The 24,656-nt window shown below is 54.2% G+C and carries 19 protein-coding genes and 4 tRNA genes; 8 read left to right on the top strand and 15 right to left on the bottom strand.

Going from position 1 to position 24,656, the window contains the following annotated elements:
* A partial coding sequence (locus WC598_RS06610; protein ID WP_372960683.1) for an LLM class flavin-dependent oxidoreductase occupies positions 1-553 on the bottom strand: 553 nt, incomplete at its 3' end.
* Between the two features lie 352 nt (positions 554-905).
* Between WC598_RS06610 and WC598_RS06605 the strand changes: the two genes are divergently transcribed.
* Entirely contained in the window at positions 906-3,239 is a 2,334-nt protein-coding gene (locus WC598_RS06605) for a hypothetical protein (protein ID WP_372960682.1), read from the top strand.
* Here WC598_RS06605 and WC598_RS06600 read toward each other — a convergent pair whose 3' ends face one another.
* Positions 3,240-4,190 carry a DUF128 domain-containing protein gene (locus tag WC598_RS06600; RefSeq protein WP_372960681.1) on the bottom strand — a complete coding sequence of 317 codons (951 nt, stop codon included), beginning with the start codon at positions 4,188-4,190 and terminating at the stop codon, positions 3,240-3,242. It lies immediately after the preceding gene.
* Positions 4,191-4,192: 2 nt separating this feature from the next.
* Positions 4,193-4,630 carry a dCTP deaminase gene (locus WC598_RS06595; RefSeq protein WP_372960680.1) on the bottom strand — a complete coding sequence of 146 codons (438 nt, stop codon included), beginning with the start codon at positions 4,628-4,630 and terminating at the stop codon, positions 4,193-4,195.
* A 56-nt stretch (positions 4,631-4,686) separates the two neighbouring features.
* Here WC598_RS06595 and WC598_RS06590 point away from each other — a divergent pair.
* A tRNA-Arg gene (locus WC598_RS06590) sits at positions 4,687-4,758 on the top strand.
* A 272-nt stretch (positions 4,759-5,030) separates the two neighbouring features.
* On the opposite strand, the gene WC598_RS06585 is transcribed toward WC598_RS06590, so the two are convergent.
* The 3 genes from WC598_RS06585 to WC598_RS06575 all read right to left on the bottom strand — a co-directional run bounded on the left by WC598_RS06585 (position 5,031) and on the right by WC598_RS06575 (position 10,976).
* Entirely contained in the window at positions 5,031-6,425 is a 1,395-nt protein-coding gene (locus tag WC598_RS06585) for a carboxypeptidase regulatory-like domain-containing protein (protein ID WP_372960679.1), read from the bottom strand.
* 40 nt (positions 6,426-6,465) lie between these two features.
* Positions 6,466-7,989 carry an AMP phosphorylase gene (locus WC598_RS06580; protein ID WP_372960678.1) on the bottom strand — a complete coding sequence of 508 codons (1,524 nt, stop codon included), beginning with the start codon at positions 7,987-7,989 and terminating at the stop codon, positions 6,466-6,468.
* Positions 7,990-8,150: 161 nt separating this feature from the next.
* Positions 8,151-10,976 carry an MEMAR_RS02690 family S-layer glycoprotein gene (locus WC598_RS06575; protein ID WP_372960677.1) on the bottom strand — a complete coding sequence of 942 codons (2,826 nt, stop codon included), beginning with the start codon at positions 10,974-10,976 and terminating at the stop codon, positions 8,151-8,153.
* Positions 10,977-11,562: 586 nt separating this feature from the next.
* Between WC598_RS06575 and WC598_RS06570 the strand changes: the two genes are divergently transcribed.
* Both WC598_RS06570 and WC598_RS06565 read left to right on the top strand, forming a co-directional pair.
* Positions 11,563-12,288 carry a thymidylate synthase gene (locus WC598_RS06570; protein WP_372960676.1) on the top strand — a complete coding sequence of 242 codons (726 nt, stop codon included), beginning with the start codon at positions 11,563-11,565 and terminating at the stop codon, positions 12,286-12,288.
* A gap of 63 nt (positions 12,289-12,351) precedes the next feature.
* Positions 12,352-12,424 (top strand) — tRNA-Gln (locus tag WC598_RS06565).
* A 65-nt stretch (positions 12,425-12,489) separates the two neighbouring features.
* Here the strand turns inward: WC598_RS06565 and WC598_RS06560 are convergent.
* The 4 genes from WC598_RS06560 to WC598_RS06545 all read right to left on the bottom strand — a co-directional run bounded on the left by WC598_RS06560 (position 12,490) and on the right by WC598_RS06545 (position 16,055).
* Entirely contained in the window at positions 12,490-13,209 is a 720-nt protein-coding gene (locus tag WC598_RS06560) for a DUF1614 domain-containing protein (RefSeq protein WP_372960675.1), read from the bottom strand.
* Positions 13,202-13,840, bottom strand: coding sequence for a fibrillarin-like rRNA/tRNA 2'-O-methyltransferase (locus WC598_RS06555; protein ID WP_372960674.1), 639 nt, complete (start codon positions 13,838-13,840; stop codon positions 13,202-13,204). The genes WC598_RS06560 and WC598_RS06555 overlap by 8 nt, the downstream gene beginning before the upstream one ends.
* Positions 13,837-14,712, bottom strand: a complete 876-nt coding sequence (locus WC598_RS06550) for an RNA-processing protein (protein WP_372960673.1) — start codon at positions 14,710-14,712, stop codon at positions 13,837-13,839. Before WC598_RS06550 ends, WC598_RS06555 begins: the two co-directional genes overlap by 4 nt.
* Positions 14,713-14,813: 101 nt before the next feature.
* Positions 14,814-16,055: a tripartite tricarboxylate transporter permease gene (locus tag WC598_RS06545; protein WP_372960672.1), complete on the bottom strand. Its 1,242-nt coding sequence runs from the start codon at positions 16,053-16,055 to the stop codon at positions 14,814-14,816.
* Positions 16,056-16,119: 64 nt separating this feature from the next.
* Here WC598_RS06545 and WC598_RS06540 point away from each other — a divergent pair, with 64 nt between their 5' ends.
* Both WC598_RS06540 and WC598_RS06535 read left to right on the top strand, forming a co-directional pair.
* The gene (locus WC598_RS06540) at positions 16,120-17,874 is read left to right on the top strand and encodes an RNA-guided pseudouridylation complex pseudouridine synthase subunit Cbf5 (RefSeq protein ID WP_372960671.1); all 1,755 of its coding nucleotides are present in this window, start codon (positions 16,120-16,122) and stop codon (positions 17,872-17,874) included.
* 41 nt (positions 17,875-17,915) lie between these two features.
* A tRNA-Ser gene (locus WC598_RS06535) sits at positions 17,916-17,999 on the top strand.
* Between the two features lie 418 nt (positions 18,000-18,417).
* Here WC598_RS06535 and WC598_RS06530 read toward each other — a convergent pair.
* From WC598_RS06530 to iorA, 3 genes are read right to left on the bottom strand one after another with little or no spacing between them, the layout of a single operon-like run.
* Positions 18,418-19,146 (bottom strand): site-specific DNA-methyltransferase, encoded by a 729-nt coding sequence (locus WC598_RS06530; RefSeq protein WP_372960670.1) that lies wholly within the window; start codon positions 19,144-19,146, stop codon positions 18,418-18,420.
* The gene (locus tag WC598_RS06525; RefSeq protein ID WP_372960669.1) at positions 19,147-19,731 is read right to left on the bottom strand and encodes an indolepyruvate oxidoreductase subunit beta; all 585 of its coding nucleotides are present in this window, start codon (positions 19,729-19,731) and stop codon (positions 19,147-19,149) included.
* Positions 19,728-21,494, bottom strand: coding sequence for an indolepyruvate ferredoxin oxidoreductase subunit alpha (iorA, locus tag WC598_RS06520; RefSeq protein WP_372960668.1), 1,767 nt, complete (start codon positions 21,492-21,494; stop codon positions 19,728-19,730). Before iorA ends, WC598_RS06525 begins: the two co-directional genes overlap by 4 nt.
* Positions 21,495-21,630: 136 nt before the next feature.
* On the opposite strand from iorA, the gene WC598_RS06515 reads away from it, so the two are divergent.
* Positions 21,631-21,704, top strand: a tRNA-Ile gene (locus tag WC598_RS06515).
* Positions 21,705-21,821: 117 nt separating this feature from the next.
* Here WC598_RS06515 and WC598_RS06510 read toward each other — a convergent pair.
* Complete coding sequence (locus WC598_RS06510) at positions 21,822-22,352, bottom strand: hypothetical protein (RefSeq protein WP_372960667.1); 531 nt, start codon at positions 22,350-22,352, stop codon at positions 21,822-21,824.
* 127 nt (positions 22,353-22,479) lie between these two features.
* Entirely contained in the window at positions 22,480-23,736 is a 1,257-nt protein-coding gene (locus WC598_RS06505) for a radical SAM protein (RefSeq protein WP_372960666.1), read from the bottom strand.
* Between the two features lie 160 nt (positions 23,737-23,896).
* Here WC598_RS06505 and nadX point away from each other — a divergent pair, with 160 nt between their 5' ends.
* Positions 23,897-24,655: an aspartate dehydrogenase gene (gene nadX / locus WC598_RS06500; protein ID WP_372960665.1), complete on the top strand. Its 759-nt coding sequence runs from the start codon at positions 23,897-23,899 to the stop codon at positions 24,653-24,655.
* Position 24,656: the final 1 nt, after the last annotated feature.

Below are 24,656 nucleotides of genomic sequence, written 5' to 3'. Positions count from 1 at the left end.
TGGATGCGTTGATGAGTGCACCGTCACCGATTCTTCCGGCGAGCTCAAGAACCTTGGGGCCCTGTGCACCGATGTACATCGGGATACCCTTCTTTCCGGGCAGAGTTACACCGGTAAGCTTGGCACCATCGTAGTCAAAGAACTTCATGCCGGACTTCTTGACTTCCTCACCGGCAGTGAGCTTGCGGATCTGCACAACGGCTTCCTCGAGGCGGCCAACCGGCTTCTCGGGGTTGATTGCCAGCTTCGGGAGGGTTGAGAGGTCACCGGGACCGATACCGAGGACTGCGCGTCCATCGGAAATCTCGTTGAGCGTGCAGGCAAAGGATGCCATTGCAGCGGGGGTGTCCGTGAAGGCGTTCATGATACCCGGGCCCATCTTAAGGCTCGTGGTTGCCTGCGCAATGGCGGCAAGAACCGGGTAGCAGTGGCGGTTGTTGTAGTGGTTGGTGATCCATGCAAAATCAATGTCTTTGGATTCAGCAAGTTTACAGAAGTTAACAACTTGCTTTACATTGACATTTCCTGGTACAAATTCAATTCCATATGTCAAGGTTTGTTCACCTTATTGAGTATTACCGTACACGCGTTTAAATAAATTATGATTTTATGCTGCTCCCGCTGAAGGATTTCCCCTGAAACGAGGTGATTTGGCGTTTGTTTGGAGCATGCCCCGATATATGCCCATCCCAGCGGAGATGAACGCAGGAGGATCCGACCCTTTAAAGCGCCATTTGGGGTTTCCGGCAGTTCACTCCATACGATCCTGACTGCTTCAAAGAACATATTTTTTTTAAGGGAGACAATGATCCTATAAGATATTGAACTTCGGCAGGGAATTCTATTCCAGTGTTATTGTACCTCACAAGTGACTATGAACCCGATCGGTTTTACAGGCTGACCACATGCGAATAGTGGCGATTGGACTGGGGGGGGCAGGTTCCCGGATTGTGGACCGCCTCTATGCAACTGACAGGAAGAGCAGTAAAGTTGCATGTGTCCAAGGACTGGCAATTGATGTGGACGAAGATAGTCTTAAAAAACTTGAAAATCTTCCCGATTCCGCTAAATTGTATTTCCCTCCGCTGGATCAGCAGTTAGCGGTACGCAACGAGCCGGAAGGACCAACGTCAACAATCGATATCAGTGAGATTATTGCCAAAATCCAGACCTTTGAATCCGGGGAGATTGATGCTGTTTTCATCTGTTCGGGCCTCGGGGGTTCCCTGACGGATGTTGCCCCGCATGTCATTGCCGGCCTCCGGTCTGCCATTGTTGAACCCATCTTCGGGCTTGTCACCCTCCCCTGCCTTGCCGAAGGGGAGAAACGATCCGCAAAAGCGGCAGATAACATCGACATCCTCTCACCCATCCTTGACGGCATGATCCTCTTTGACAACGAGACCTGGTATAAAAAGACCGCCGCGTTGAAAGAGAAGATACTGCACCGCGAGAAAGGGTTTGCAGAACGGCTCGGTTTTGGGAAACAGGAGCCGGAAATGTCACCACAGATGGTCACCTATCGTCTCCTGAATGACTCCATTGTCCGCAGGATAAGTCTCATTCTGAGGGCCGGGGAGTTCAGGGCTGATGGGGGAATCGATCTTGCAGAGGTTGTTCTTGATTCCGGTGAAGTCATCAATACCATGAAGGGTATGGGTTTCATCACGATTGGGTATGCGGTGGACCATATTCCGGAGAAACCGCTCGGTTTTCTCAGCCAGTGGCGGCCAAAGGGGATTTTTGATGATGAAAATAAAAAGAAAGCCTCAAGGATCGTCGATCTTGCCAAACAGGCAATCTATAACGAGATTTCAACTCCCTGCGACATGACGAGTGCCCATAAGGCACTCATCCTTGTGGCAGGTCCCACTCACGAACTGTCCATGATGGGATTCATGACCGTGAGGAAATGGATTGACCGGAGCATAGCAGGCCTTGAGACCAGATCCGGCGATTATCCGGTGGTGAATACGAAGAATGTCGCAATCATCATCATGCTCACGGGTCTTGAGAATATCCCGAGGGTCGGAGAGCTTCGGGATATCCGGGAACATTACCGGCACCCGTCCATCCGGAGAGTAAGTGAGGAAACCGCCGAATCAGGCTCTGCGAGGCAATCTTCCCGTCATCACCGGGATATATCAGATGAGATGATTGTTCTGCCCCCCGGGATGCAGAGAAGCAAAGGTGAGGAGTCCCCAAAACCGGTTACGGAGGCTCCCCGAGCCGGAGAGAGAGAGATTCCGATCCAGAAAAAACCGCAACCATCAGTTCAGAGTCCGGCCGTTGAACTACCACCGACACGACCGGATGTCAATACAGCGATAAAACCAACGCTGGCAGGACCTGCTGTGCCATTGCGAAATATTACGGGAGAAAACAGGACGCATGATGAAAGTATTCCACCGGCAACGCACGCACGTCCGGTAATCACCCGGCAGGGCCAGATCCCCCCGCAGCAAAGAGAGACCGCATATCCGCCGCTAAAAAGACCGGAACTCTCCCCGGTGGAAAGACAGGAAACCACAACGCCGTTCGATGCTGGCAGAACTATTGTGAGACCCCCGGGCAGGTCTCCTGAAACAACCTTACAGGAAACAGCCAGACAAAGGATCGAACGAGAACTGGAACGGCAGCGTATCCTGTCAACCCCGCAACGGGTGATAAAGAGTGACAACGCGCCGGCATCCCGGAAAGAGGGCGCCCCGACACTCATCAGACCACGGATTATGTCCTCACATCCTCAGCCCGGGAACACGATGGCACCACATGGAGAACATGGACCGTCCGAATCGGGGGGAAAGACATCTGAAACCAGAACCGTTCTTATCTCAAGAAAAAAGGTGACATCCCCTCCCCCACCCACCCCGGTTCCGGAACCCTCACCGGTCCCCAAACAGGAGAAGTACATTGCTGCGGATGAAGCCGATCCAAAAGAGATAATACCGGAAGAGCACAGGCCTGAATCACGATCTGACGAGCCTGCAATAGATCTTAAAGATCCATCCTTCCGGGCAAAAGACAGGGTATTTGAGGGGAAAACCGTCCAGAAAGGATTTGTTCCCCTGCCCCGGGATTCAACACTGCTCAAAGGCAACCTGCACATGGGCAAAAAACCCCCGCGAGCCACCAATCCTGAATCCGGATCGGATCCCAATTTGCAGATGCAGGATGAAACCGAGGCAAAGAAAAAAGAGAAATCAATAAAAAAGAAAGATGATATCTCCTGGATATAGTTAATTTGTCTCCATAATTTTAGAGAAACTGATATTTCCCGCACCTATCTCAGTTTTAATCTCAATGCCTTTTTCAACCGTGTTCCCGATGTAATTCAGCCCGCTGAATGCAACGATCGAGAGACGATTGGGATTAGAGGGGAGATTGAATACCTGATTTCCCATAGTGACGGGAAATACAAATCCGCAGGTGTTCATGAGCTGTATGATCTCCTCAACCGAATCTCTCGCGGAGCAGGGCACTTCTCTTACGTTTGCCAGCGCAATACCGGATTTAGATCGGGTGTAACTGCCAATAGAAGTGAGCCCGGATGCAATGAACAGCTCAAGAGGATCGATGGTTGTTCCCCGGTATCCGATCAGGTCCCGGAATCCTAAGGGTTTGCCATCTTCGATCTCAAGTCTCCCGCCGAACGCCATCTTGACAGGGATGCCCTTCCGCTGGAAGACACCATCCATGGAGATACTGCAGATCGTGATAAACCCGATATAGCCTTGGGGAATGCGGGGATCCTGTTCAATAATCCGGTAAGAATTGAAAAAGCCGCAGTCGCTCCTGACAATATCATCGAACGCGGCTTTCGCCGGTTCAAACATCTCTTTTCGCACCATGGAAAGATTATATGCCACGTCACCGGTACTGGTCGACGGATCGAAGGTACTCCGGTAAGCAAGACGTTCAAGTTTCGAGATAATAAACCCAATACGGTCGTCCACGAGGGCGTTGTCGGTCTCAGTTATCCCCTGGGGCGTCAGAATTCTCCCCAGGTTCCCGACCTTTTCAGTAAACCCCATGGTATCGAGATAACTGAGGTAATACTGCACTGCCCGGTCGCTCAGGATGAAACCACGTTCCGCCATCAGCTCAGATAAGCGTTTGGCACCTACCGGATCCTGGTGTTCCTTGAGAATCCGTAAAATCTCAACATATTTGCGCTCGGTCCGGAGCATGGTTATCTGGCCTCCACAGCACCCAAACTGTCCTGATATCGGCCGGCATAGACCGTGTCGCTGTTCCGGACTTCGTGAAGGATCATCTGCACCACCCGGTCATTTTTATGCAGGGTAATCTCTTCATTCCCCAGATTTGTCAGACAGAGCGTCAGCTGACCCCGAAATCCAGGATCCACAAATCCGGCACCCAGAAGAACACCGCGCCGGCCGAATGAGGAGCGGCAACGGAGGGTGCCTGCAAGATCCATCGGGAGTTCTATCCACTCAAGAGTTGGCACCAGGGTACAGGTTCCCCGGGGGAGTGTCATGTCGGATGCAGCCCGAAGGTCATAGGATGCCGGTTGCTGGCATGAGGCATGGTAGGGACTGATAACAAGTTTTTCTTCAGGAGATGGTTTATCGATCCGGTGGGCAAACTCTGATGCAGAGAGAATCATTCAGTAAAGTATCGGTAGAAAATACTTAATATCTTTTGATGTAAAGAAGATGAGAAGGATCCATGGGGTAGAGGACATCCTCTTGGGCTTCGAACCCAAGGACGCGGGTTCGATTCCCGCTGGGTCCGCTTTTTTTTAAATGGGGGATGGGAAATTACAGCACGGAAACAATGCCCCGGAAGGGGGTTTTTCCTGAATTGCGGTGCTGATGTTTGACGTATGGATTGATGACTGGGTCTCTCCCGGAAGCCCGATAGATGCCGGGAATCATGCTCCGACAAGTAATCCTCCACAAAAAATCTGAAAATCAGGAATCACTCACCGGTTCTAAAAAGCGTGCACATCTGCGCTCCCTCCAATTCGGGAACAGACCAAACACGGGAAATATAACAGAAAAAAATTAGATCTCGTTTCTTCGCATCACATGCCGCCGTCTCTTATGACCGATCCGACGGATGATCAGGAACAGAACCAGGACTAAGACAGCAGCCAGTATCACGGTCAATATCAGCCCGAAGTCAAGATTCTTATCGATCACCAGGTTCGCAGTATCCGTAGCATTGCCCTGGATTACCTGCTTCTTGACTGAAGCCGGCTGATACCCGTCTTTAGAGGCGGTAATATTATAAACTGAATTGAATTTCACGCGGGTAGTATACTGGCCGTTATCATCGGTCCTGCCGGCAGTATTTCCATTCAGGCTGATTGATGCATTCGGCACTACTTTCTGGTCTTTATCCTGAACAAATATTGACAGCGCGGCGCTTTCATAGGGCAGAGCAAAGGTATAGTCCTTGCCCTGATCAACTACGGTTATTGCCTTGCTGACAGGGAGATATCCGGATTTTTTAACTTCCAGAAGGTATGCGCCGGTAACCAGATTCGGGAAATTACTCCGCCCGTATTCATTCGTTGTTCCTGACAGGCTTCCATTAATATAGACCTCGGCACCACTCAAAGGACTCCGAGCTTCATCAAAAACGTAAACAAATGCTCCGATCGGGGCCTTTGATATTTCCATAGTGGTTAAGGCATCCGCATCGCTTATAAGCCGGGACTCGGTGAGGGTCTGGTAACCAAGCTTCTTTATCTCGACAGAGTACGATCGGCCCCGGGTGACCGGGGTATTCAGGATCCCCCGTGAATCTGTTTTTCCGGCAAGAACACTGTCAATGCGGATCTCCGCATCCGGAACAGCCTCTTTGGTATCTTTATCAATCAGTATAAATGAAAAGCGGTTCCCGGGAAGAAGCCAGTACTGGACTTCACGGTTTTCCGCTGCCATCTCAATGATACCACTTCGTGGCTGGTAGTTTTTGGCATCGATGGCAATGGTATAGAGGGTTACTGCATTAACACCGAACGTTGCAGAACCGGCATTATCGGTCACCCTCCCCAGGGTCACATTTTCAGCGGAGAGATTCACTGAAGCGCCGGATACGGTCTTCAGCGTATCCGAATCATAGAGGTTCACTTTGAGGGTGAGCGTTTTACGGTTCAATTGCACAAACGCTGATGTCGCATTTTTACTGACAGTTTGATGCCAGTCGTTGTAGCCGGATAGGGAGATCAGGACATCCTGATCATTCTCTCCGAGATGAGTGATATACACCTGTCCATTCGCGTTGGTTCTGGCGTAATTCCCGCCATTGAGGAAGACCGTTGCGTGCTGAATGGTAGAGTTATCGAGACTGTCCTGCACAGTAATCATGAGGTTCGTCGTTGCCTGTGCTGCGCTGCAGAGAAGGAGGAGACACAGCAGAGCAAAAAGGAAACGATGTCTATGACTATACATGCTAAAATATCGACATCTGCTCATATATCAGGACATCGGTCTAAATCTCGGTAATTGACGGAACCCGGTCAAGCAGCATACCCTCAACCAGGATGGGCATAAGCCGTCTTCCCTCCTCAATTGCATTCTGGAGACGCCAGCTCCGGTCTGCATAGATCGTAAAGAGCGGATCGCCGCTTTTGACCAGCTTGCCTTTTTTCGCGTGAAGGAGGATACCGGCTCCCCGGTCATGGGGTGCTCCGGCAGTTCGCGCAAGGGTGATGAGGGAGGTGTTGTTCATCTCGATCACGTACCCTGATGCCGGTGATTTTATCACATACTGGTGTTCGCCGGGGCTGATATCGGAGGACTTGATGTTGGGATCTCCACCCTGGATCTCAATGATCCGACGGAATTTCTCAAGCGCTTTTCCGCTCGTGAGGAGCTCCTGTGCCATGGCGGTACCGCCGCCACGCGGCGCCTTTCCGGACATCTCGAAGGCGATACCCGCTATGGAGAGGCTTTTCTGGATGAAGGAATTGGGTTCGGTTGCACCTTCCAGCACGCGCAATGCTTCAATGACTTCGAGCTTGGGACCGATACTGTGACCCACAGGTATGTCCCCATACGTAAGAGCACATTCAACTTTCATATTGAGACGTTCGCCGAGTTCGATGAACTCCCGGGCAAGCTTTCGTCCCTCCTGCATGGTTGAAACCTTGGTATGCTGGCCTACGGGAATATCGATGACTACGAGATTTGCCCCAACGGCAAATTTCTTTGCCATGACACTGGCAAGCATCTGGCCCCGTGCATCGATCTTGAACGGGTATTCCTGGATGATGATCCGGTCATCGGCAGGAGCAATGTTCGTGGCACCGCCCCAGACAATACACCCACCGATCTTCTCAGTCATCTGCTGGACTTCCGATGCAGAGAATTCAACAAATGCCAAAACTTCCATGAGGTCAGCAGTGCCCCCGGCCCCGGTAATGGCACGCGAACTGGTTTTTGGAATTTTCAGGCCGCTTGCCGCGATGATGGGGACTACAAGAAACGAGATCTTGTTGCCCGGTACTCCCCCGATCGAATGTTTATCCACAATAGGGCGGGATGGGAACTTGATCTGTTCCCCGGTTTCCACCATTGCGCGGGTGAGATGTTCAACCTCATCCATGTCAAGGGGATTGATATAGGACGCGGTTATAAAAGCCGTAAGTTCAGCGGGCGATAGATCGTCACTTACCACATCCCTGATGATAGTCAGCGTCTCCTCTTTGGAGAGTCTTCCGCCATCCATCTTCTTTTTTATAAAATCAAGGGACGCGGGTCTGGCGGCTTCCCGGATCTCAATATCGGCCCCATCCTCAAGGTGCAGTCGTTCATTGGTTATCCGGTAAATCCCACCGGTTCCCTGCTGGGCTATGGTTGATGTGGTTTCCACAAACGCAGCAACGGACACGCCATTTTTCGGGTTGATGATCTGGACACGATCACCATTTAATACACCGATACTGCGTGCATCAAGCCGGTTGAGAAGTACGCCTCTTGTTGCGATATCCAGAATTTTAGCGGTCAGTTTCATATCAGGTATCACCCGTGTGCAAACACCCCGCAGGGGGAGGTTCTTTTACACATCTACCTTGACCCCTTGAATAATATAAAGATGCCAGTGCAGGGTGAGAAAAGCAAAGAAAAAAGCGTCGGGATTACCCGTGAATTGAGAAAAAAAATTAGATTTTGGTGTTAGTGCCTGCGCACAACAATGAATGCAACTGCACCGAGACCAATGAGCGCAATCAGTGCACCGTAACCGGGCGACTTGGTAGTCGGAACGGTGGTCGGGACTGTTGTTGGGACCTTGGTTGCTACAGTTGTAACGGGTGCTACAGTGGTTGCAACAACTGACGGAACTGCCGTTGGGGCAGCGCCTTCAAGAATGTTGAACAGTGCTGAGTCGCTGGCACCGGTTACGAGTACTCCCTGCATGGTTACAAGGTACTCGTCGGGTTTGTATGCGGATGCATCAACATCGACAGAGAGCGCGTTGAGACCGCTGTCACCCTTCTTGACCTTGATGGTCTGACCGACACCGCTGAACTCTCCGCTCTGGGACTTCTGGGTCGGCTTGAATGATGATGAAACGACCTGGACGAGTACGTCGTCATCTACTGCAAGGTTGGTGGTTGCAGTGATGGTGAACTTGTCACCAACGTGCTTGTCGCTGATCGGTGCGATGGTGATCTTGGGGGTCTCGACAATGAACTGGAGCTTGGTGTAGGTATCATCGACATTGGGGTCGTTGATTCCCTGGACAAGTGCTTCAGCTGCATCGGATCCCTGGAGGCTTCCTGCTCCGAGGAGCGTGAAGACCTTGGTTCCAGTACCGGCTGTGCCGAGCTGCATGTTGAAGACAACCGTCTTACCAGTATCAGTGCCGGTTCCAGCTACTGCGTCAACATCAAAGATGGTGTTCTGCATCGGGTGCTGAACAACGACGAAGTACTGGCCGGGGTAAAGATCGGTGGTTGTTGCCCTGGTGATCTCGTACTTGAACGAGCCGTCAGAGTTGACTGCTTCAGTCTTGACATCTTCTGCTACTCTGGGGTAGTTCTTACCGAGAGTCCAGATCTTGACACCTGCTGGGGGCTGGCCTTCTGCAATACCGGTGATGAATACCTTGTCACCCTGTGCTACAGTCGACTGTGAGGCAGTTGCAGAAACGAACGGCTTCTTGATAACGATGGAAACCGTGCCATATGCTGCAGAGCCTAAGTTGGTCTTGTCGTTGGGCTGGCTTACTGCGTAGATGGTGTATGAACCTGCATCAAGTGCGTAGTTTGCAGTTCCCCACTTCCAGGACCATGTGTTGTCACCCTGGACATCCACGTTCTGGAAAGTAGTTGCGTCGCCGTTAATTACTGGATTCTGACGTGGGTTCGGGTCAGATATGTCTGAACCATCCGTGTCCAGGTTGGGTCCGATAAGGAACAGGTAGGTCTTGTAGGTCTCAGTGTTAGTACCTGAGAACTTGATCTCCTCTCCAAGGTAGTAGCTCTGGTCGCCGGCTGCCACGATAGTGACTGCGCCCTTCTCGACCTTCACATCAACCTCATCGCTCTTGTACTGGTTAAGGCTGTCCCACTTCTCGACATGGATAGTGTACTTCTGTGCCTTGGTCCAGTTGGTGGTCATGAACTCAACAGTCCTCGTCCCGGATACGGAAGTCGTGATGTTTGCGTTCACATAAGAACCGTTACCGAGCGTAGAGAGAGCCTGTGCATTTGCGCTGCCGTGAGCTACATCATCCCAGACTCTTCTTGCAGTGGACCCTGCATTCTGGTAGCTGTATCCACCAGAGGACGGAGTAGTACCTGCGGGGGCTACATTCGCATTGGCGTAGGCGGTCGGGCCGGATGCATCCCAGACGAGGGGGTCAAACTTGACGCCATCCTGGTTCGGGGAAATTACCGGGGGCTGGTTGTCGTAACCGCCAGTCATGGTGCTGGAACCCTTCACCCAGATGTGGTAGATGGTGTTGGGCTTGCCGGTGATAGTTACCGAGAACGGCTTGCTGCGGACAACTGAATCCTTGTTTGCCTCAACCTTCAGCGTGTCAGAGACAAGGGTGACGGTCTGGGTAGCGGATACAGTCTTGCCGGTGTAATCTGCACCTGCATTCTTGTAGTTGTCCTTCATGTTGTTGAGCTTGGACTCAACGGATACCGTGTAGGTTCCTACCGGGTATGCATACTGGCCGTTGAACAGTGAAGCTGTTGACCAGTTCAGTCCAACCTGTGTCGGGTTGGTGAATGCTCCCCAGGTCCATGGCTGGGTGGAGACGTTCTGCATGGTGATCGGAACAGCAGCAGTAACGCAACCAGTTGCAACGTTTGAGTTCCAGAGGCTGGTATATGTCGTTCCTGACTCATCCTTGACCTTGATATCAATGAAACCGTCGGTTAAGGTGTTGCCGTTTGCATCAGTACCCTGTGAGGCACGGGTGTTGTACACGGGTGCACGGTACCGGGCGTCAAGTGCATTCTGCAGGTTGGTCTCGATAGCGAAACCGAGTGCTTCTCCCTGCGGGACAGACTTTCCAGTCATATCAGTGTTCTGGGAGAAGTCCCAGATCTTGAGAGTGATCTGTGGGTCTGCAACAGTGAAGATAGCGGGCACCATGGCGCGCTGCGTGGACTGGTTGACAATGTACCAGTTACCGGTGTAACCAACAAAGCTGCCAGTTCCAACGGTGAACGACATGTTCTGTCCAGCCAGCTGGAAGGTGGTAGACGGGTTGCTGCTGCCAAGGTTTGCTGCAGATGCCCACCAGCCGATTGTTCCGGCAGTTGCATCTACTCCACCTGCAGCTGCAGTGAAGGATCCGTCGTACGACGAATACGCTACCTGCATCTGTGCGGCAGAGACGTTAAGTCCCTGTTCTCCAATAAACACGGTTCCACCTCGGCTGATGTTCGCTGCGGTGTGGTAGTAAGCGGCCGATACCGGCATTACTGCAACGAGCACAAAGAGCGCGAGTGCAACCAGTGCGATAGTAAATCGCTTAGTCATGTTTTCAATTCCTCCAAAGATTACATCATACAATTCAAGCCGTAAACCACTTTCGACAAATGCCGAATAACGGTTCTACGAGCCCCATACTCCGTTTTGACGGAATATGGAAGAGTATTTGTAAAAGAGCTAATATATCCTTTGTGGTTGATTTTATCAGCCGATTCTGACCAAAAATCGAGTCCGATTGCAGATTAAAGGCAGATAATTTGATTTTCCCGATACAATTCAGCAAGCTCCCCGGAGATAATCCGTTCATGACATTCTTTGAAGATCGTATATATGTCGCGCATTCAGTTTTGCAATCGAATCCGGATATCTTCCATTGGATGCACTAAAAATTCATCTGGTTATAATAAAATAGTTCTTACCGGAGCAATATAATTTGACCGGTATTTATCGGGAAATCCCATTATTAAAAGGCCCATTATTAATTTTCTTATTAATTCCACAATCAATGTGTTTGTATTGTACATTACCAAAAAACCTTCAAAGCCAGTTTACTCAGATATATACGCACTGAAAATCCCTGGAAAATTCCTGCAAATACAACAAATATACAATATACCGTAACACACCTATCTGCATGAGAATCATCCGGGCACCCAGCATCGGCAGGGCTCACGAGCTGGTCGTCAAAATGATCCTTGAGAAAGGCTGGCTCCTCCGGACCGAAGATGCCGAAGCAACGGTGGAATTCGAAGAGATCGCCCTGCAGGTTGATACTCCTCTCGCAGAACCGATGACAAGCCCGAGCTCCCGGTTCCAGCAGAGATTTGTTGAGCAGTACGCAAAGGATCTTCTTCTGGGCTCGCATGCTTCCTTTGAATACGATTATCACGGCAGGCTCTTTGACTGGGGCGAGCGGCTGGTTGCTGAAGAAAAACCGGTACATGTAGACCAGATTGCCTATATTGTCGAAAAACTCCGGTCGTCCCCGGAGACCCGGCGGGCCATAGCCATTACCTGGAACCCGGTTATTGATGAAAAACTCGACGACTGCCCCTGCCTTCAGCTTGTCCAGTGCGTCATCCGGAAGGGAAAACTGGATATGCGGGTGATCTTCCGGTCAAATGACATGCTCACGGCCGCAGGAGCCAACATGTATGCCCTTGTCCAGCTCCAGAAATCCATTGCGGACCAGCTTGGCATTCCCTGCGGGACCTATACCCACATCTCCCTGGTCCCGCACATCTATTACATCCGGGACGCTCACGATATCGAACCATTCTGCGGCAAAGGCAGCCTCATCCAGCCGGTAAGGGAAGTCTGTCTCGCCTGCAAACGCTGTGACCGCGCCGGATCCGTTTGACCTTTCCGGGTCCGTGTTCCGTCACCTTAATTAGGCAACAGCGGCAAAAAGTATGAGGCACATAGCCCGGTAGTGTAGCGGTCAATCATGGGGGACTCTGGATCCCCCGACAGCAGTTCGAATCTGCTCCGGGCTACTTCTTCTTCGCGTTTCACTCAATACCGCAGGATTTGTACGGTTAAAAAAAAGGTGAATCGCGGTTTACGCTATCAGCGCCGGCAGGATGCAGCAGAGAAATATCGCACCAAACGTTCCTGAACCGCCGATACTTACCTCGGAAATTTCGATCTCTTTTATCCTGAAAAGGTGAGCGATATTTCCTCCAATCAGGGTGCCAAGTATACCCCCTGCACAGGCAGTCACCGCTGCTGAAAGGCCAGTCCCGCCCGATATGAGGAGACCAACGAGAAGCGCAGTCAGTGCCGGGATAATCAGGGATACTTTGAGACCATATCCGCTGATCATCCGGGTTGCAACGAAGGATACTCCCGCAACGATCACAAAACAAACGGTCGTGGGCAGGAGGAGGGAAGAGCCGGTAATCAGGGTCGCCTGGTACAGAAGATACAACGCTATGCACACGGGAATGACCGCGCCCCCGAGGTTGACCGAGATCAGGGTTTCCCAGACCTGCTGCGACATGAATGGAGTCGGTACATCAAACCCGGCGGGATTTTCAGGGGAGACCCGGATCATATCGCGCTTTACCCGGTAAACGGGGATGTTGATGAAACTCCCAAACAACATCAAAAAGACAACCGCTATCGCAGCAATCCAGGAGAAACCGAGCCGGGTGAATGCTGCACCAATAACCCCGAGGAGAATGAGCGGGATCAGGATGATGACGAGGATGACAAGAAGGATGATGGCAAACACCGACAGTGCCCCCACGCCGGTGTAAACCCGGATACCGTCACTCATTGCAGGTTCCCCCCTTCAGGTATACCGGCCCGGGTTTCGTGCAGACGATCGCAGCATGGTCCTGGTGGTACGGGACAAGCCAGACCTGCTCCCTGATCTGAAGACCCGCTGCCTCAAGAGCGGCAACCGTATCCTGAAAGACTTCTCCCGGCTCTTTCCTCACGTCAACGCTCCGCGTCTTGAGCATGAGTACCAGCGTTCCCCCGTTTTTCAGGAACACGCAGTTCCTGATTGCAATGTCGGCCTGGTCAGGCTGGGCAACATCCTGGTAGAGCAGGTCAACGGCTTCCACAAGAGGGGCGTACAGTTCCGGGCGGCAGGCATCGGCCATGATCGGGACGATATTCCTGCGCCGCCGCGCAACTTCCAGCAGATCCTGCATGGGATGGGGGGCAAATTCTACAGAATAGACCACTTCCGTATAATCCGCAACATGGGATACGGTCGTGCCGTTTGCGGCCCCAAGGTAGAGTACCCGCATCTCCGGCGTCAGTTCCACACCGGTTCCAACGTAGTACAACGCCGCAAGCTTGCTCCGGTACGGGTCCCAGACCCGGGCGCCGGCAAGGGTTCGTTCACCATAGACTCCCCCTTCCCCACGGGAGACGAGTACATCGCCAATTCGGATCATGGCTGCTCCTTCGGGGTGGTCCCCGCTCCTGTGGCATCGATTCGTGCCTGGGCGGTCTCAAGGAATTCCGGTACCGCAACACCGCGGAAATAATCGAGCTTTGCCGCAATCGCGAGTTTCCCTGCCAGAACCCGCGCAACTTTCCCGCGGACCTCCCGGGGGGCATTGTGGACCCTCCGGTGCTGGAAGATGATCCCGTGCTTGGGAGAGGGGGATTTGGTCCGCAGGTGGGCGAAGATTGCCGTACGGGCGCCCAGTACCTGGATCACGCTCGCCGGGAGACGGGAGAGCGGAAGGAGGCCGCCGGCAATTGCCATGAGCCGGGCGGCAACCAGCCCTCCGATAAGCGCGCTGGTGTTGGGCATCACCCGGTTTGCCCGGTCTGATACTTCCCGGGCGAGATCGGTCCTCGCAACGGACAGTTGTTCAACCTGGCTGGCAGTCCTGCCAAGAGCTCCCCGTCCTTTCATTGCAATGGTTTTTATCATGACGTGGGCAGGAGTCTTACGGTACTTGCGGGAGAACGTGGGGTGCCGTACCTGGTGCCATTCCACAACCCGCTCGGATAGCAGGTTGATAACCGTATCCATCTCGTCAAGAGTCCTGACCATCTGGAGCAGTTCCGCATCCTTACCGGCATACCGTTCCCGTATCTCCTGTTCGGCAGCAAAAAAGCAGACTTCCCGGAGGGCAGCAATGTATTCGGCCCGGGTGGTGCAAATCCCGCATGAAACGGCATCCTCCCAGGAGAGGGGAACAAAATCCTCAAGACGGGTATGGATAGTGGCAACCCTGCCTGCCCGCAAAGGAAGATCCCCCGGGCAGGGTGTACATACCCCATTATCCATATCGCCGAACCAGTAGGACCGCATATCAGAAATGTAAGGATGCCGGGGAGTATAAAGATCGCATATCACGGCAGCGGAATCAGGGGTTTTACGAAAGCAGCTTTGCTGGAGGTTTCAAATCCCATTCAGATCCACGCAAGACCAAACGACCATAGCATGACAGGAACCATGATCGCCCCCATACAGTACATTCGCGGGACATTCACGATATGAGGAACAAGACCGACCGCGATCGCAAGGATAAGGATGAGCATCCCGAAGGGGCCGGTGAGGAGAAAACTAAGACAAACAACAAAAACGATCACAGCCCGGTTCAGCAGGTGACTGTCAATCCCGTGAAGAAGGTACGCAAAGCGGGACAGTCCTACCGTGATAAGGTAGGCAGCACAGGCCGCGAGAATCCCGACCACCATAAGCTCGCTCATTGTGGGCAGCGGGAGTTCCGACAGGGCAACCATGACCCCGTTGCGCATCCGCGAGAGGGCAAAGAGCGCAGCAAGGCCGATGAACGCATTGGCAGTATTGGCCGCACTGGTGGCAAGAATATAGGCACGGCGATCTTTTTCATAGCCGATGATCGATGCCAGCACACCGTTTGCCGAGGCAGTCGAAAGCCCCGGGAGCCACCCCACGGCAACACCGGCAAGCGTCCCGAGCACCGAACACTTCACGACTGTCCTGTCTTCTACCCGCAGTCCCCTGAAATGCTGTTCCGGCAGTACTCCCCGGGATGCCGTGAGGAGGACCGCAATCCCAAACAGCCCGGTGAGCAGCGGCATGAGGATGGCACTTCCCCCGGCAAGAGTATGCCACCCGAGAAACGCATAGTGGAGCGCAAAGGCACCCAGCATCCCGGAGACGAGAAAGATGGCAAATGCCCACCCGGGCGCTTCACTGGTGACAATCATATACCCCACCGAAGCAACCAGCAGGATGCCGATCCACCAGTCGAAATACGGCTGGAGCGCCGGTAAGGCAAGAAAGCAGAGGATCGAGAGCGGAACCGCAATCACCATGGCGCAGGCACTCCCGAGAGCAGCTATCCGCACCGCTTCCTCCCCCTTGCCTTCCATGCAGAGCGCGTGGGCAGGTAATACTGCAAGGGAGGTGTCGGCTTCCGGGATACCGAGAAACGTGCTTGGGATGGCATCCACGAAGGTATGCGTGATAAGGGCGGCAAACATCGCCCCTGCGAGAGCAACAGGGCCAAGGAGCGAGAGGAGCACCAGCTGGAGACTTAAGAGAACGCCGGCAAGCGTGTTGGCATGGACCCCGGGGATGATCCCGCTGACGGTACCGAGCGCTACGCCGATGAGCACACCAAGCAGGATCTCTATCATTGAGTAGTGATCCGGGAGCGCGGACATAAATCAACCGAAATGCATACCAACATAACAACTATCATATCCATCAAGGGGCGACAAGTTCGTAATGAAGATAGCAATCACCAGGCTTTCCGGAAAGGAATCAGGCGACGCTGCGCGGTGTGCAGATTTCGGGCACACCGGTTACAGCGTGCACCCGCTTCGGTCAGAGATCCGTGAGGACGTGATTGCGGAGTTTGTAACCGCAGCTGAACACGGGGACTTCGATGCGATATTTTTCACAAGCGCACTGCCGGCAAAACTGATCGCTCCCCGGATGGGCAAGGTGACGGGAGCCCGGATCATTGCTATCGGGCCCCAGACGGCAAAGGAGCTCCAGGCGCACGGGATCGAGACCGAAACCCTCCCGAGTTTCTATTCAAAGGATTTCGTACCCTACCTCGGAACCTGGATTGCCGGCAAACGTATCGGCATCCCCCGGGCAGCAGTCCCGAACCCCGTACTTCTCGATGCCATTACGGCGGCAGGCGGCATAGTCCGCGAGTTCCGGTGCTATGGTCTTGAGCCAACGGGTGCGCACCTTGATCTCGAACCTGCCAGCGCGATCCTGTTCACGAGCGCCATGTCGTTTACGAAAGCCACCTGGACCCCGCGCCCGGACCTTCTGGTCATGGCAATAGGGGAGATAACGGCTGGCGTGATGCAGACGGCAGGTGTTCCCCCGGCAGTTGTGGGGGATGGATCGCTGGAAGGAACCCTGGGAGCACTCAATGCCTATCTCACCAAAAAAAGGGAGGATATCATGACAGACGCAGTTGATCCGGCAGGGCCGGAAAAAGTCCACCTGTGGAGCGGATCCGGGATCATTGTTCTCGACAAACCGAAGGGACCATCGAGCCATGAGGTGGCCGCATGGGTGGGAAAGATGCTGGGCTGCCCGGTGGGCCACTCCGGCACGCTCGACCCGCAGGTCTCGGGCCTGCTCCTGATCATGCTCGGGAACGCAGTCCGGCTCGCCCCGCTTTTGCTCCAGCACGACAAGGAATACGTCTGCCTGATGCGGCTGCACGGGGATGCCGAAGAGGAGCGTATCCGTCAGGTGGCAGAAGAGTTCACCGGCCGCCTCTACCAGCGCCCGCCCCGGAAGAGTGCCGTGAAACGCAACCTCCGCATCAGGACCATCCAGGAGATGGAGGTTCTGGGTATTGACGGACGGCTCGTCCTCTTCCGGGCAAAATGCGATGCCGGTACGTACATCCGGTCGCTCTGCCACCACATGGGGTTCGCCCTGGGTGTCGGGGGGCATATGCAGGAGCTGCGCCGTACCCGCTCCGGGACCTTTGTGGAAGCAGATATGCACACCCTCCACGAAGTCCAGGATGCTGCCGTTGCCGCCAAAGCGGGGGATCGCGCGGCCCTCGTTTCCCTGATCCTCCCGGTGGACCGGTCCATTCCCGATATCCCGACGGTCACCGTCCGGGACACTGCGATCGATGCCGTCTGCCACGGCGCGGTTCTCGCCGGGGTCGGCGTCCTTTCCTGCATGCCGTTTGAACGGGGCCACACGGTCGTACTTCTCTCGCAGAAGAACGAGTTCATCGGCCTTGGCCGGGCACTGGTGCCATCCACGGGATTCACACCCGGGCAGACCGGCCTTGTCATCGCCCCGACAACCGTCTTTATGGCCCCGGGTACGTATCCCCGGCGATGGACGAAATCGGAAAACGCCGTACCCCGCGATAAAAAACCAAAGGCGCCGAAGGGTTCAGGTCCATCAAAGGCACCGGGAACAAAACCGGCATACTCCCAGAGGCGGGATTCACCCGGAAAGCAGGGCAACCGGTTCTGGAGAAAGAGATAGCATTAAAAAAATACCCTGCATATACATAGGATACACTTTTTGCTGAGGTAGTCTAGCGGTAGGGCGCAGGCCTGGAAAGCCTGTGGTGCGAAAGTGCCTCGGGGGTTCAATTCCCCCCCTCAGCGTTTCTTTGTTTTTCTGGTTTTTCCTGCTTTTCGTCCGGGCAGGATCAGGAAAGCAGGGGGGGTCAACTGCTGACCCCCCCATCATTATTTTTTTAAAACGATCGGACCCCCCTGCCCTATGAGGGGGGAAGTATACGGGAGACCCCCCCACCCCACCGGGCCCGGGCACTTCCCCTACTCAACAGTGAGTAGCCGGGAAAGATTTTCATCACGTCTGAATTTCCAGGTGAAATGGCATTGCGGCAAGTGGATGCAATGCACATTACTCATAATTGAGGTGGGGGGTATGGCGCAGACCCCCCCTCCACTTTTTTTTCACATGGGGGTAACCCCCCCACTCATTATGGTTCAGACCGGAACAGACCCCCCCCATGCGAAACACCTAACGTGATTTCCGGAAATCCAGTGCCGGCAGAGATCAGCGCCTGCCGGTTGTACCGGAGAGGGAGTCCCGGGCAAAGGCACAATACTCCGGAACAACCTCAAAGCCGAGGAAATGCCGCCCTTCCTGCCTCGCAACGTAAGCAACCGTCCCGGAACCAAGGAACGGATCGAGCACCAGATCACCGGGGTTGCTGGAGTACAGGAGGATCTTTTTCACCAGTTCCGAGGGGAGCTTGGTGGGCGTCTTTTTCCTGCCCTTCCAGTACTCGCGGCTGATGACCCAGACGTCCTCGGGATAATGATCTATCTTGTTGAACGTGTAGTGCTTTGGATCTTTCACCACGAAGAGAATGTGATAGTGGCTGGTGACGTACTTCTTCTTCGTAAACACCCCGAACTGGTACTTCCAGATCAGGTGATTGACCGTAGTAAGCCCGGCTGCATCCAGCCCTTCCAGGATATCCCGGAGCCGGTTCCAGCCGGAAAAAACGTACATGCTTCCCGAAGGGGCGAGCACACGGGCAGCTTCTGCCATCCAGCTGCGGGTAAAAGAGCCGTACTCCCCTTCCGGAATCTCCTGGTAACCTTCAATGACATTCGACCCTTTCCGGTTGTAGTTGAGCCTCTGCGCCTTGAAATCAATGGCAAACGGGGGATCCGTGATGATCAGGTCAACGGTTCCCGACGGAACGGCGGGCAGGAGTTCGAGCGCGTCCCCTTCGTAGATCCGGTCCACTTCGGGAGCGCCTGACCTCCGCCTCATTCAGTTCTTCCCGCCGGCGTCCCTGCCCATCTCGAAGGCCTTTGTGTTGATCTCGACCGTCTTCTTTGGCACAAGTTTCCGGACGGACTCGAGGAGTGTTGCAGACTTCAGGGGCATCCACTTGGAGGCTGCGCCGAGCATCACCACGTTCTGGGAGAGCGGGCTTCCCGCATCGGTTGCGATTTTATCGGCATCGAGAAGACAGAGTTCGTACTTTTTGAGCGCGGTTATGATCTCCTCTTCTGAAGGCGCCACAAGTTTCTGGGTGTACACCGATGTCGGGAGGACAAGGTGACGGTTGACCACCATCTTTCCCGAAGGTTTCAGGTAATGGGAATACCGGATGGCTTCGAGAAGATCGAACGATATCAGGAGATCCGCCTGTCCCGGCGCGATCAGGGGGCCGAACTCCCCGTCGATCCGGATATGGCTCTCAACAGAACCCCCGCGCTGGGCCATGCCGTGGGTCTCGGCGCCCTTGACATGCCGGCCTTCGATCAGGCAGGCCTCGCCTAGGACATTCGAGGCAAGAATGGTTCCCTGCCCCCCGATCCCGACGATCAGGATATCGAAACCGGGGCTCATTTCTTCGCCTCCCGCATAATAGCTCCGGCAGGACAGAGCTGGGCACAGACCGCACAGCCGCTGCACAGCTCGTTGATCTGCGCTTTCTCGTTCACAAACTCGATGGCAGGGCATCCGAACCGGACGCAGGTGCCGCACCCGTTGCAGGTCTCGGGATCAACCGTATACCGCCCGCGCTTTACTCCTGCGCGGCGGGCCGAGATAACGCACATCTGCTTGGCGATGATGACCTTGACGCCTTTTCGATTCTTAGCTTCCTGGAGCACATGCACCATGCCGGTAAAATCGTAGGGGTCGATCCCCTCGACAAAACTTACCCCGCAGGCACGGCAGAGCGCTTCGAGCGACACCGGGGGCGATTCCACGCCGCAGGCGGTCTGGCCGGTATTCGGGTTGGGCTGGTGACCGGTCATGGCGGTGATCCGGTTGTCGAGGATTATAACCGTCATGTTCGCCCCGTTATAGACCGCATTCAGGAGGCCCTGGATACCCGTGTGCAGGAATGTCGAATCCCCAATCGTGCAGACCACGTCGCGGGGTTCGCCGGAATGAGCTATGCCGCTCGCGACCGTTATGGATGCACCCATGCAGATCGTGGTATCAACGGCCCCGAGCTGGAGCCCCAGCGTGTAACACCCGATGTCGCTGGGGTAGATGGCATCCCGGAACACTTTCTTTATGGCATAGAATGCGCTCCGGTGGAGGCATCCCGCACAGAGGATCGGGGGGCGCGGGGGAATATTCTGTACCGGTTCTATTGCGGGGAACGGGTTCTTCAGGAAACCGGCCTTCTCCATGATACCTGCCACGGCAAGAGGGGACAGTTCGCCCTCGTAGGGGGCATACCCGTTCTTCTTCCCAAAGACAGGGACGCACCCGGCAACCTGCCGGACAATCTCCTCGACTTCCGGGGCAAGCTCCTCGATCACGAGTACCTTCTCGTGCTTCTGCACGAAGTCCCCGAGCCATTCCTCATCGATCGGGTACGCTGCGATCTTCATGAACGAGACGCCGGGCGGGAGCAGTTCCTGCACATAGGATGCGCCGATACCGCTTGCGATGATCGCGGTCTTGCCCCGGATCTCGTACCGGTTGAATCCCTTCTCGACCAGCCGCTTCCTGATTGCCGGCTGCTTCTCGTTGAGTTTCCTGTGAAGGACCCGGGTGTTCACCGGAATCACGACATACTGGCGGGGATCCTTATGGAACTCCCCGACACGCGTGCTTTTTTGCACGTCTCCGAGCTGCACATCCCCTTTCGAATGGCAGATGCGCGTTGTCGGGCGGAACAGGACGGGCAGGTGGAACTCCTCGGACAATTCGAACGCGTCACGGATCATGTCGTGGGCTTCCTGCACACTCGCGGGATCGAAGCAGGGGATCCGGGCGAAATGGGCATAGCAGCGCGTGTCCTGTTCGTTCTGGGAGCTGTGGGCGAACGGGTCGTCCGCGCTCAGGATCACAAGACCGCCCGTAACGCCGGTATATGCGCTGGTCATCAGGGGATCGGCTGCGACATTGAGCCCGACATGCTTCATGGTGCAGAGTGCGCGGATACCGCACCATGCAGCAGCAAGGGCATTTTCCAGCGCGACTTTCTCGTTCACCGACCATTCCACATAATACGACCGCTCCGGCCGCAGGCGCAGGGTGTCGATCACTTCCGACGAAGGCGTACCCGGATAGCCGCTGACAAAATCCACACCCGCTTCTACGCAGGCATGGGCGATCGCTTCATTCCCGAGGAGATAATTCTGTTCCATATTCCGGCTCCGTATATGTACCGTGGTTTTTTTACACATATCCCTATCTGAATGGATCCCGATCTTTCCGGGGGATTCACAAACTTATAAAAACTCCAATGGAGTAGTTATTAGGGTAAATTCTAGGTAGCAATCTGGGCCCGTAGCATAGTCCGGTGGTGCGCCCGGCTGATAACCGGGAGGTCATGTGTTCGAATCACATCGGGCCCATCCAGCATTTCTTGTTTTATCCGATTCCTGCAGGATAGTTCCGGCTCTTCCCAAAACACAGGGATGAAACGGAGTAAATTTTTCTAAAAAAAGATTGCCGGGAGATATTCCGGCAGATTACTGGCTGCGGGCAAATACGTACCCGATCACTTTGTCGAGCGCCGCAACAAGGGCTTCTTCTCCATCCAGGTAATCGTGGAGTGCCCGGTATAACATGAACATGATATCGTAGCCATAGTGGTCGATGGCTTTTTTTGCATCAATGGGATTGAGATAGGAGTCCGTGAGGAACCCGTCGAAACTGTACATCAGTTCAAAGAAGTCACCATCTTCAGAGAGGACGCAGAACTGGTCGGTTACCTGCTTTCCGGGATTGTCGGGACGGAACGCAGCGGGTTCGCTCTTGCCGAGGATGATCATCTTCGCGGGATAATACATGGGGTCATAGATCTCCCCCTTGGTATCCTGCTTGCCCATCTTGAGCATGTTCAGGCCGACAATCTTGACAACGGGTATTGCAGAGTTTGCCATCCGGGCAAGCAGCTTTGCGTCATTATTCTTGATCTCATCGGAGAGTTCTTTCTCTTTGCCCTGCATCTCATCGATCTTCTGCATCAGTTTTTCAAAACCGTTTTCTATCTCGTCCATGTGCTCATTACCTCGTCGTAATTGTCAGGATAAGAGTTGTTGATGCCCCGGCTATTAAACCGCTCGTTTCCGGGCGAGCCATCCATGCCACAGCGGATACAGAGTGACGGGGCGAGAGTTTCCGCCGTTACTTCACCAGTTCCCCGACAAAAAAGTATTTCCGGTCTTTTTTAAGAACCGCAATGCCCTCATGACCTATCGGGAGGTCTTCGTTGATCACAACGCCGGTATACTCCCGTGTCCGGGCCATCACCGACCCGTCCCGGATCTTTTCCGTTACGGTTATGGAGGCGTTTCGGTTGAGCCAGGGACGGTTGATTTCAGTATAAACCTGCTCTGACAGAACATTCATGGCGCGGGACCGGTCTTTCCTGACAGAATCCGGGAAGTCTTTTTCCAAGGCAAGGGGGGTGAACGGGCGTGCTGAATACCGCGTGACATTCACTTTGTTGGGGCGGACACGACCAATCAGGTCAAGGGACTGGTGGAACTCGTCCTCAGCCTCACCGGGTATCCCCACGATCATATCGGTCATAAGAGTGAGATTCGGATAGGCCTTCCGGAAAGCCGAGACAATCTCTTCGAAATCCTGGACCGTATATCTCCTCCCCATCTTCCGGAGGATCCGGTCCGAACCGGATTGCACGGGCAGGTGGATGAACCTGAAGATATGTTCACCGGAGAACGCTGCGATAAGAGCATCCAGATCCTGCATCACGGTTGCCGGGTTCATCATACCCACCCGCAGCCGGTATGTACCCGGAATTGAATCGAGATCCGTGAGGAGTTCTGCAGGCGTTTGCCCGGTATCCATGCCCCAGGCGCTCACATCCTGGGCCGTGAGCTGGATCTCCGGGGTGTTGAGTTTGGCAAATGCCCGGACCTGATCGCGGATCTCCGACAGGGGGAAACTTTTGAGGGGACCACGGGCGAACCGGGTTATGCAGTATGTGCATGCACCCGGACAACCCTGGGCCACCTGGACGATGCCCACTCCTTCACCGGATACCGTCCGGACACTGCGATATTTCTCCTGGATCGTATCCGGGGGGATGATCACGGGATCGCAGACCGCAAGAATTGCCTCACGCTGGACTTCGGGCATACATCCCGTCACGTAGAGCGGGCGATTTCGGAACCGGGACAGTCTCCGGAGCATCCGCCGCTCGGTCGGTCCGACAACCGTGCAGGTGTTGACGATAATAACATCGGCCTCATCTTCCGCATCCACGAGGGTGTTGCCATGGTGTTTGAGAATCTCGGCAAGTTTTGCGGAATCGCCAAAATTATACCGGCACCCGTAGGTCTCGATAAAGACACGCTGGTTGCGCAACGAGTCCAGCGCATCGCTGCCGCAGGGTTCGGCCGGGAGGATCGGGTTCATTCTTACCGCCACACAGAGTTATTATTTCCTAGGTGGCCAGGTGACTAAATAGTGTTGAACAAAACGAGCTCCTGCCGGGCTGGATAAACGAAGGGACTGTGCCGTAAAACAGCCCTATTCATCACAATGCTTAACCGATTAAACCCGTAATCTGTTTATCATGATAAAAATCGGGCTGCTTGGCTGTGGCAATATCGGTCACATTATTGCACACCACGCCGGCAGTTTTGTGATCTCCGCGGTTTACGATCAGGTTTTCGACCGGGCGCAGGAGATCGCAGCTTTATGCGGAGCCCGGGCATACCAGGATTTTGAGTCATTCGTTACATCGGATATCGATATCGTTGTCGAAGCGGCATCGGTCAGCGCTGCACGGGCACATGCAATCAACGTGCTCTCGCATAAAAAAGACATCATTATCATGAGCGTCGGGGCACTCACGGACCTGACCTTCCGGGACGAGTGCCGCAGGACCGCCCTTCTCCAGGGAAAGAAGATCTACATTCCAAGCGGCGCGATCTTTGGCCTGGACAATCTTAAGATAGGCAGGATCTCGAAGATCAGCCGCCTGCTTCTCAGGACAACCAAGAGTCCGTCTTCGCTGGGCATTGAGGCCACAACAAGAAAGCAGATCTTCTCGGGAAAAGCCAACGAGTGCATCAAGGCATTCCCGAAAAATGTCAATGTCTCCGTAGCTATGAGTCTCGCCGCAGGGCAGGATACTGACGTGGAGCTGTGGGTCGACCCGGCCGTGGACCGCAATGTCCACGAGCTGTTCTTCGAGGGGGACTTTGGGGAGACCTACATTAAAGTGACCAATTTCCCCAGCCCGGACAACCCGGCAACCAGTTTTCTTGCTGCCCTGTCCATTCTCTCCCTCCTGGAGAAGATCACGGATCCGATCGTCGTGGGAACATAGG

This window comes from Methanoregula sp. (assembly GCF_041645475.1).
GTDB lineage: Archaea > Halobacteriota > Methanomicrobia > Methanomicrobiales > Methanospirillaceae > Methanoregula.
Note: the sequence above shows the minus strand (reverse complement) of the source record. Positions and strands in the feature narration are given on the sequence as shown.

What these genes read in the sequence shown, in the direction of transcription:
- WC598_RS06605 (WP_372960682.1), top strand. Translation starts at nt 906, where the DNA reads ATGCGAATAGTGGCGATTGGACTGGGGGGGGCAGGTTCCCGGATTGTG.
- WC598_RS06600 (WP_372960681.1), bottom strand. Translation starts at nt 4,190, where the DNA reads ATGCTCCGGACCGAGCGCAAATATGTTGAGATTTTACGGATTCTCAAG.
- WC598_RS06595 (WP_372960680.1), bottom strand. Translation starts at nt 4,630, where the DNA reads ATGATTCTCTCTGCATCAGAGTTTGCCCACCGGATCGATAAACCATCT.
- WC598_RS06585 (WP_372960679.1), bottom strand. Translation starts at nt 6,425, where the DNA reads ATGTATAGTCATAGACATCGTTTCCTTTTTGCTCTGCTGTGTCTCCTC.
- WC598_RS06580 (WP_372960678.1), bottom strand. Translation starts at nt 7,989, where the DNA reads ATGAAACTGACCGCTAAAATTCTGGATATCGCAACAAGAGGCGTACTT.
- WC598_RS06575 (WP_372960677.1), bottom strand. Translation starts at nt 10,976, where the DNA reads ATGACTAAGCGATTTACTATCGCACTGGTTGCACTCGCGCTCTTTGTG.
- WC598_RS06570 (WP_372960676.1), top strand. Translation starts at nt 11,563, where the DNA reads ATGAGAATCATCCGGGCACCCAGCATCGGCAGGGCTCACGAGCTGGTC.
- WC598_RS06560 (WP_372960675.1), bottom strand. Translation starts at nt 13,209, where the DNA reads ATGAGTGACGGTATCCGGGTTTACACCGGCGTGGGGGCACTGTCGGTG.
- WC598_RS06555 (WP_372960674.1), bottom strand. Translation starts at nt 13,840, where the DNA reads ATGATCCGAATTGGCGATGTACTCGTCTCCCGTGGGGAAGGGGGAGTC.
- WC598_RS06550 (WP_372960673.1), bottom strand. Translation starts at nt 14,712, where the DNA reads ATGCGGTCCTACTGGTTCGGCGATATGGATAATGGGGTATGTACACCC.
- WC598_RS06545 (WP_372960672.1), bottom strand. Translation starts at nt 16,055, where the DNA reads ATGTCCGCGCTCCCGGATCACTACTCAATGATAGAGATCCTGCTTGGT.
- WC598_RS06540 (WP_372960671.1), top strand. Translation starts at nt 16,120, where the DNA reads ATGAAGATAGCAATCACCAGGCTTTCCGGAAAGGAATCAGGCGACGCT.
- WC598_RS06530 (WP_372960670.1), bottom strand. Translation starts at nt 19,146, where the DNA reads ATGAGGCGGAGGTCAGGCGCTCCCGAAGTGGACCGGATCTACGAAGGG.
- WC598_RS06525 (WP_372960669.1), bottom strand. Translation starts at nt 19,731, where the DNA reads ATGAGCCCCGGTTTCGATATCCTGATCGTCGGGATCGGGGGGCAGGGA.
- iorA (WP_372960668.1), bottom strand. Translation starts at nt 21,494, where the DNA reads ATGGAACAGAATTATCTCCTCGGGAATGAAGCGATCGCCCATGCCTGC.
- WC598_RS06510 (WP_372960667.1), bottom strand. Translation starts at nt 22,352, where the DNA reads ATGGACGAGATAGAAAACGGTTTTGAAAAACTGATGCAGAAGATCGAT.
- WC598_RS06505 (WP_372960666.1), bottom strand. Translation starts at nt 23,736, where the DNA reads ATGAACCCGATCCTCCCGGCCGAACCCTGCGGCAGCGATGCGCTGGAC.
- nadX (WP_372960665.1), top strand. Translation starts at nt 23,897, where the DNA reads ATGATAAAAATCGGGCTGCTTGGCTGTGGCAATATCGGTCACATTATT.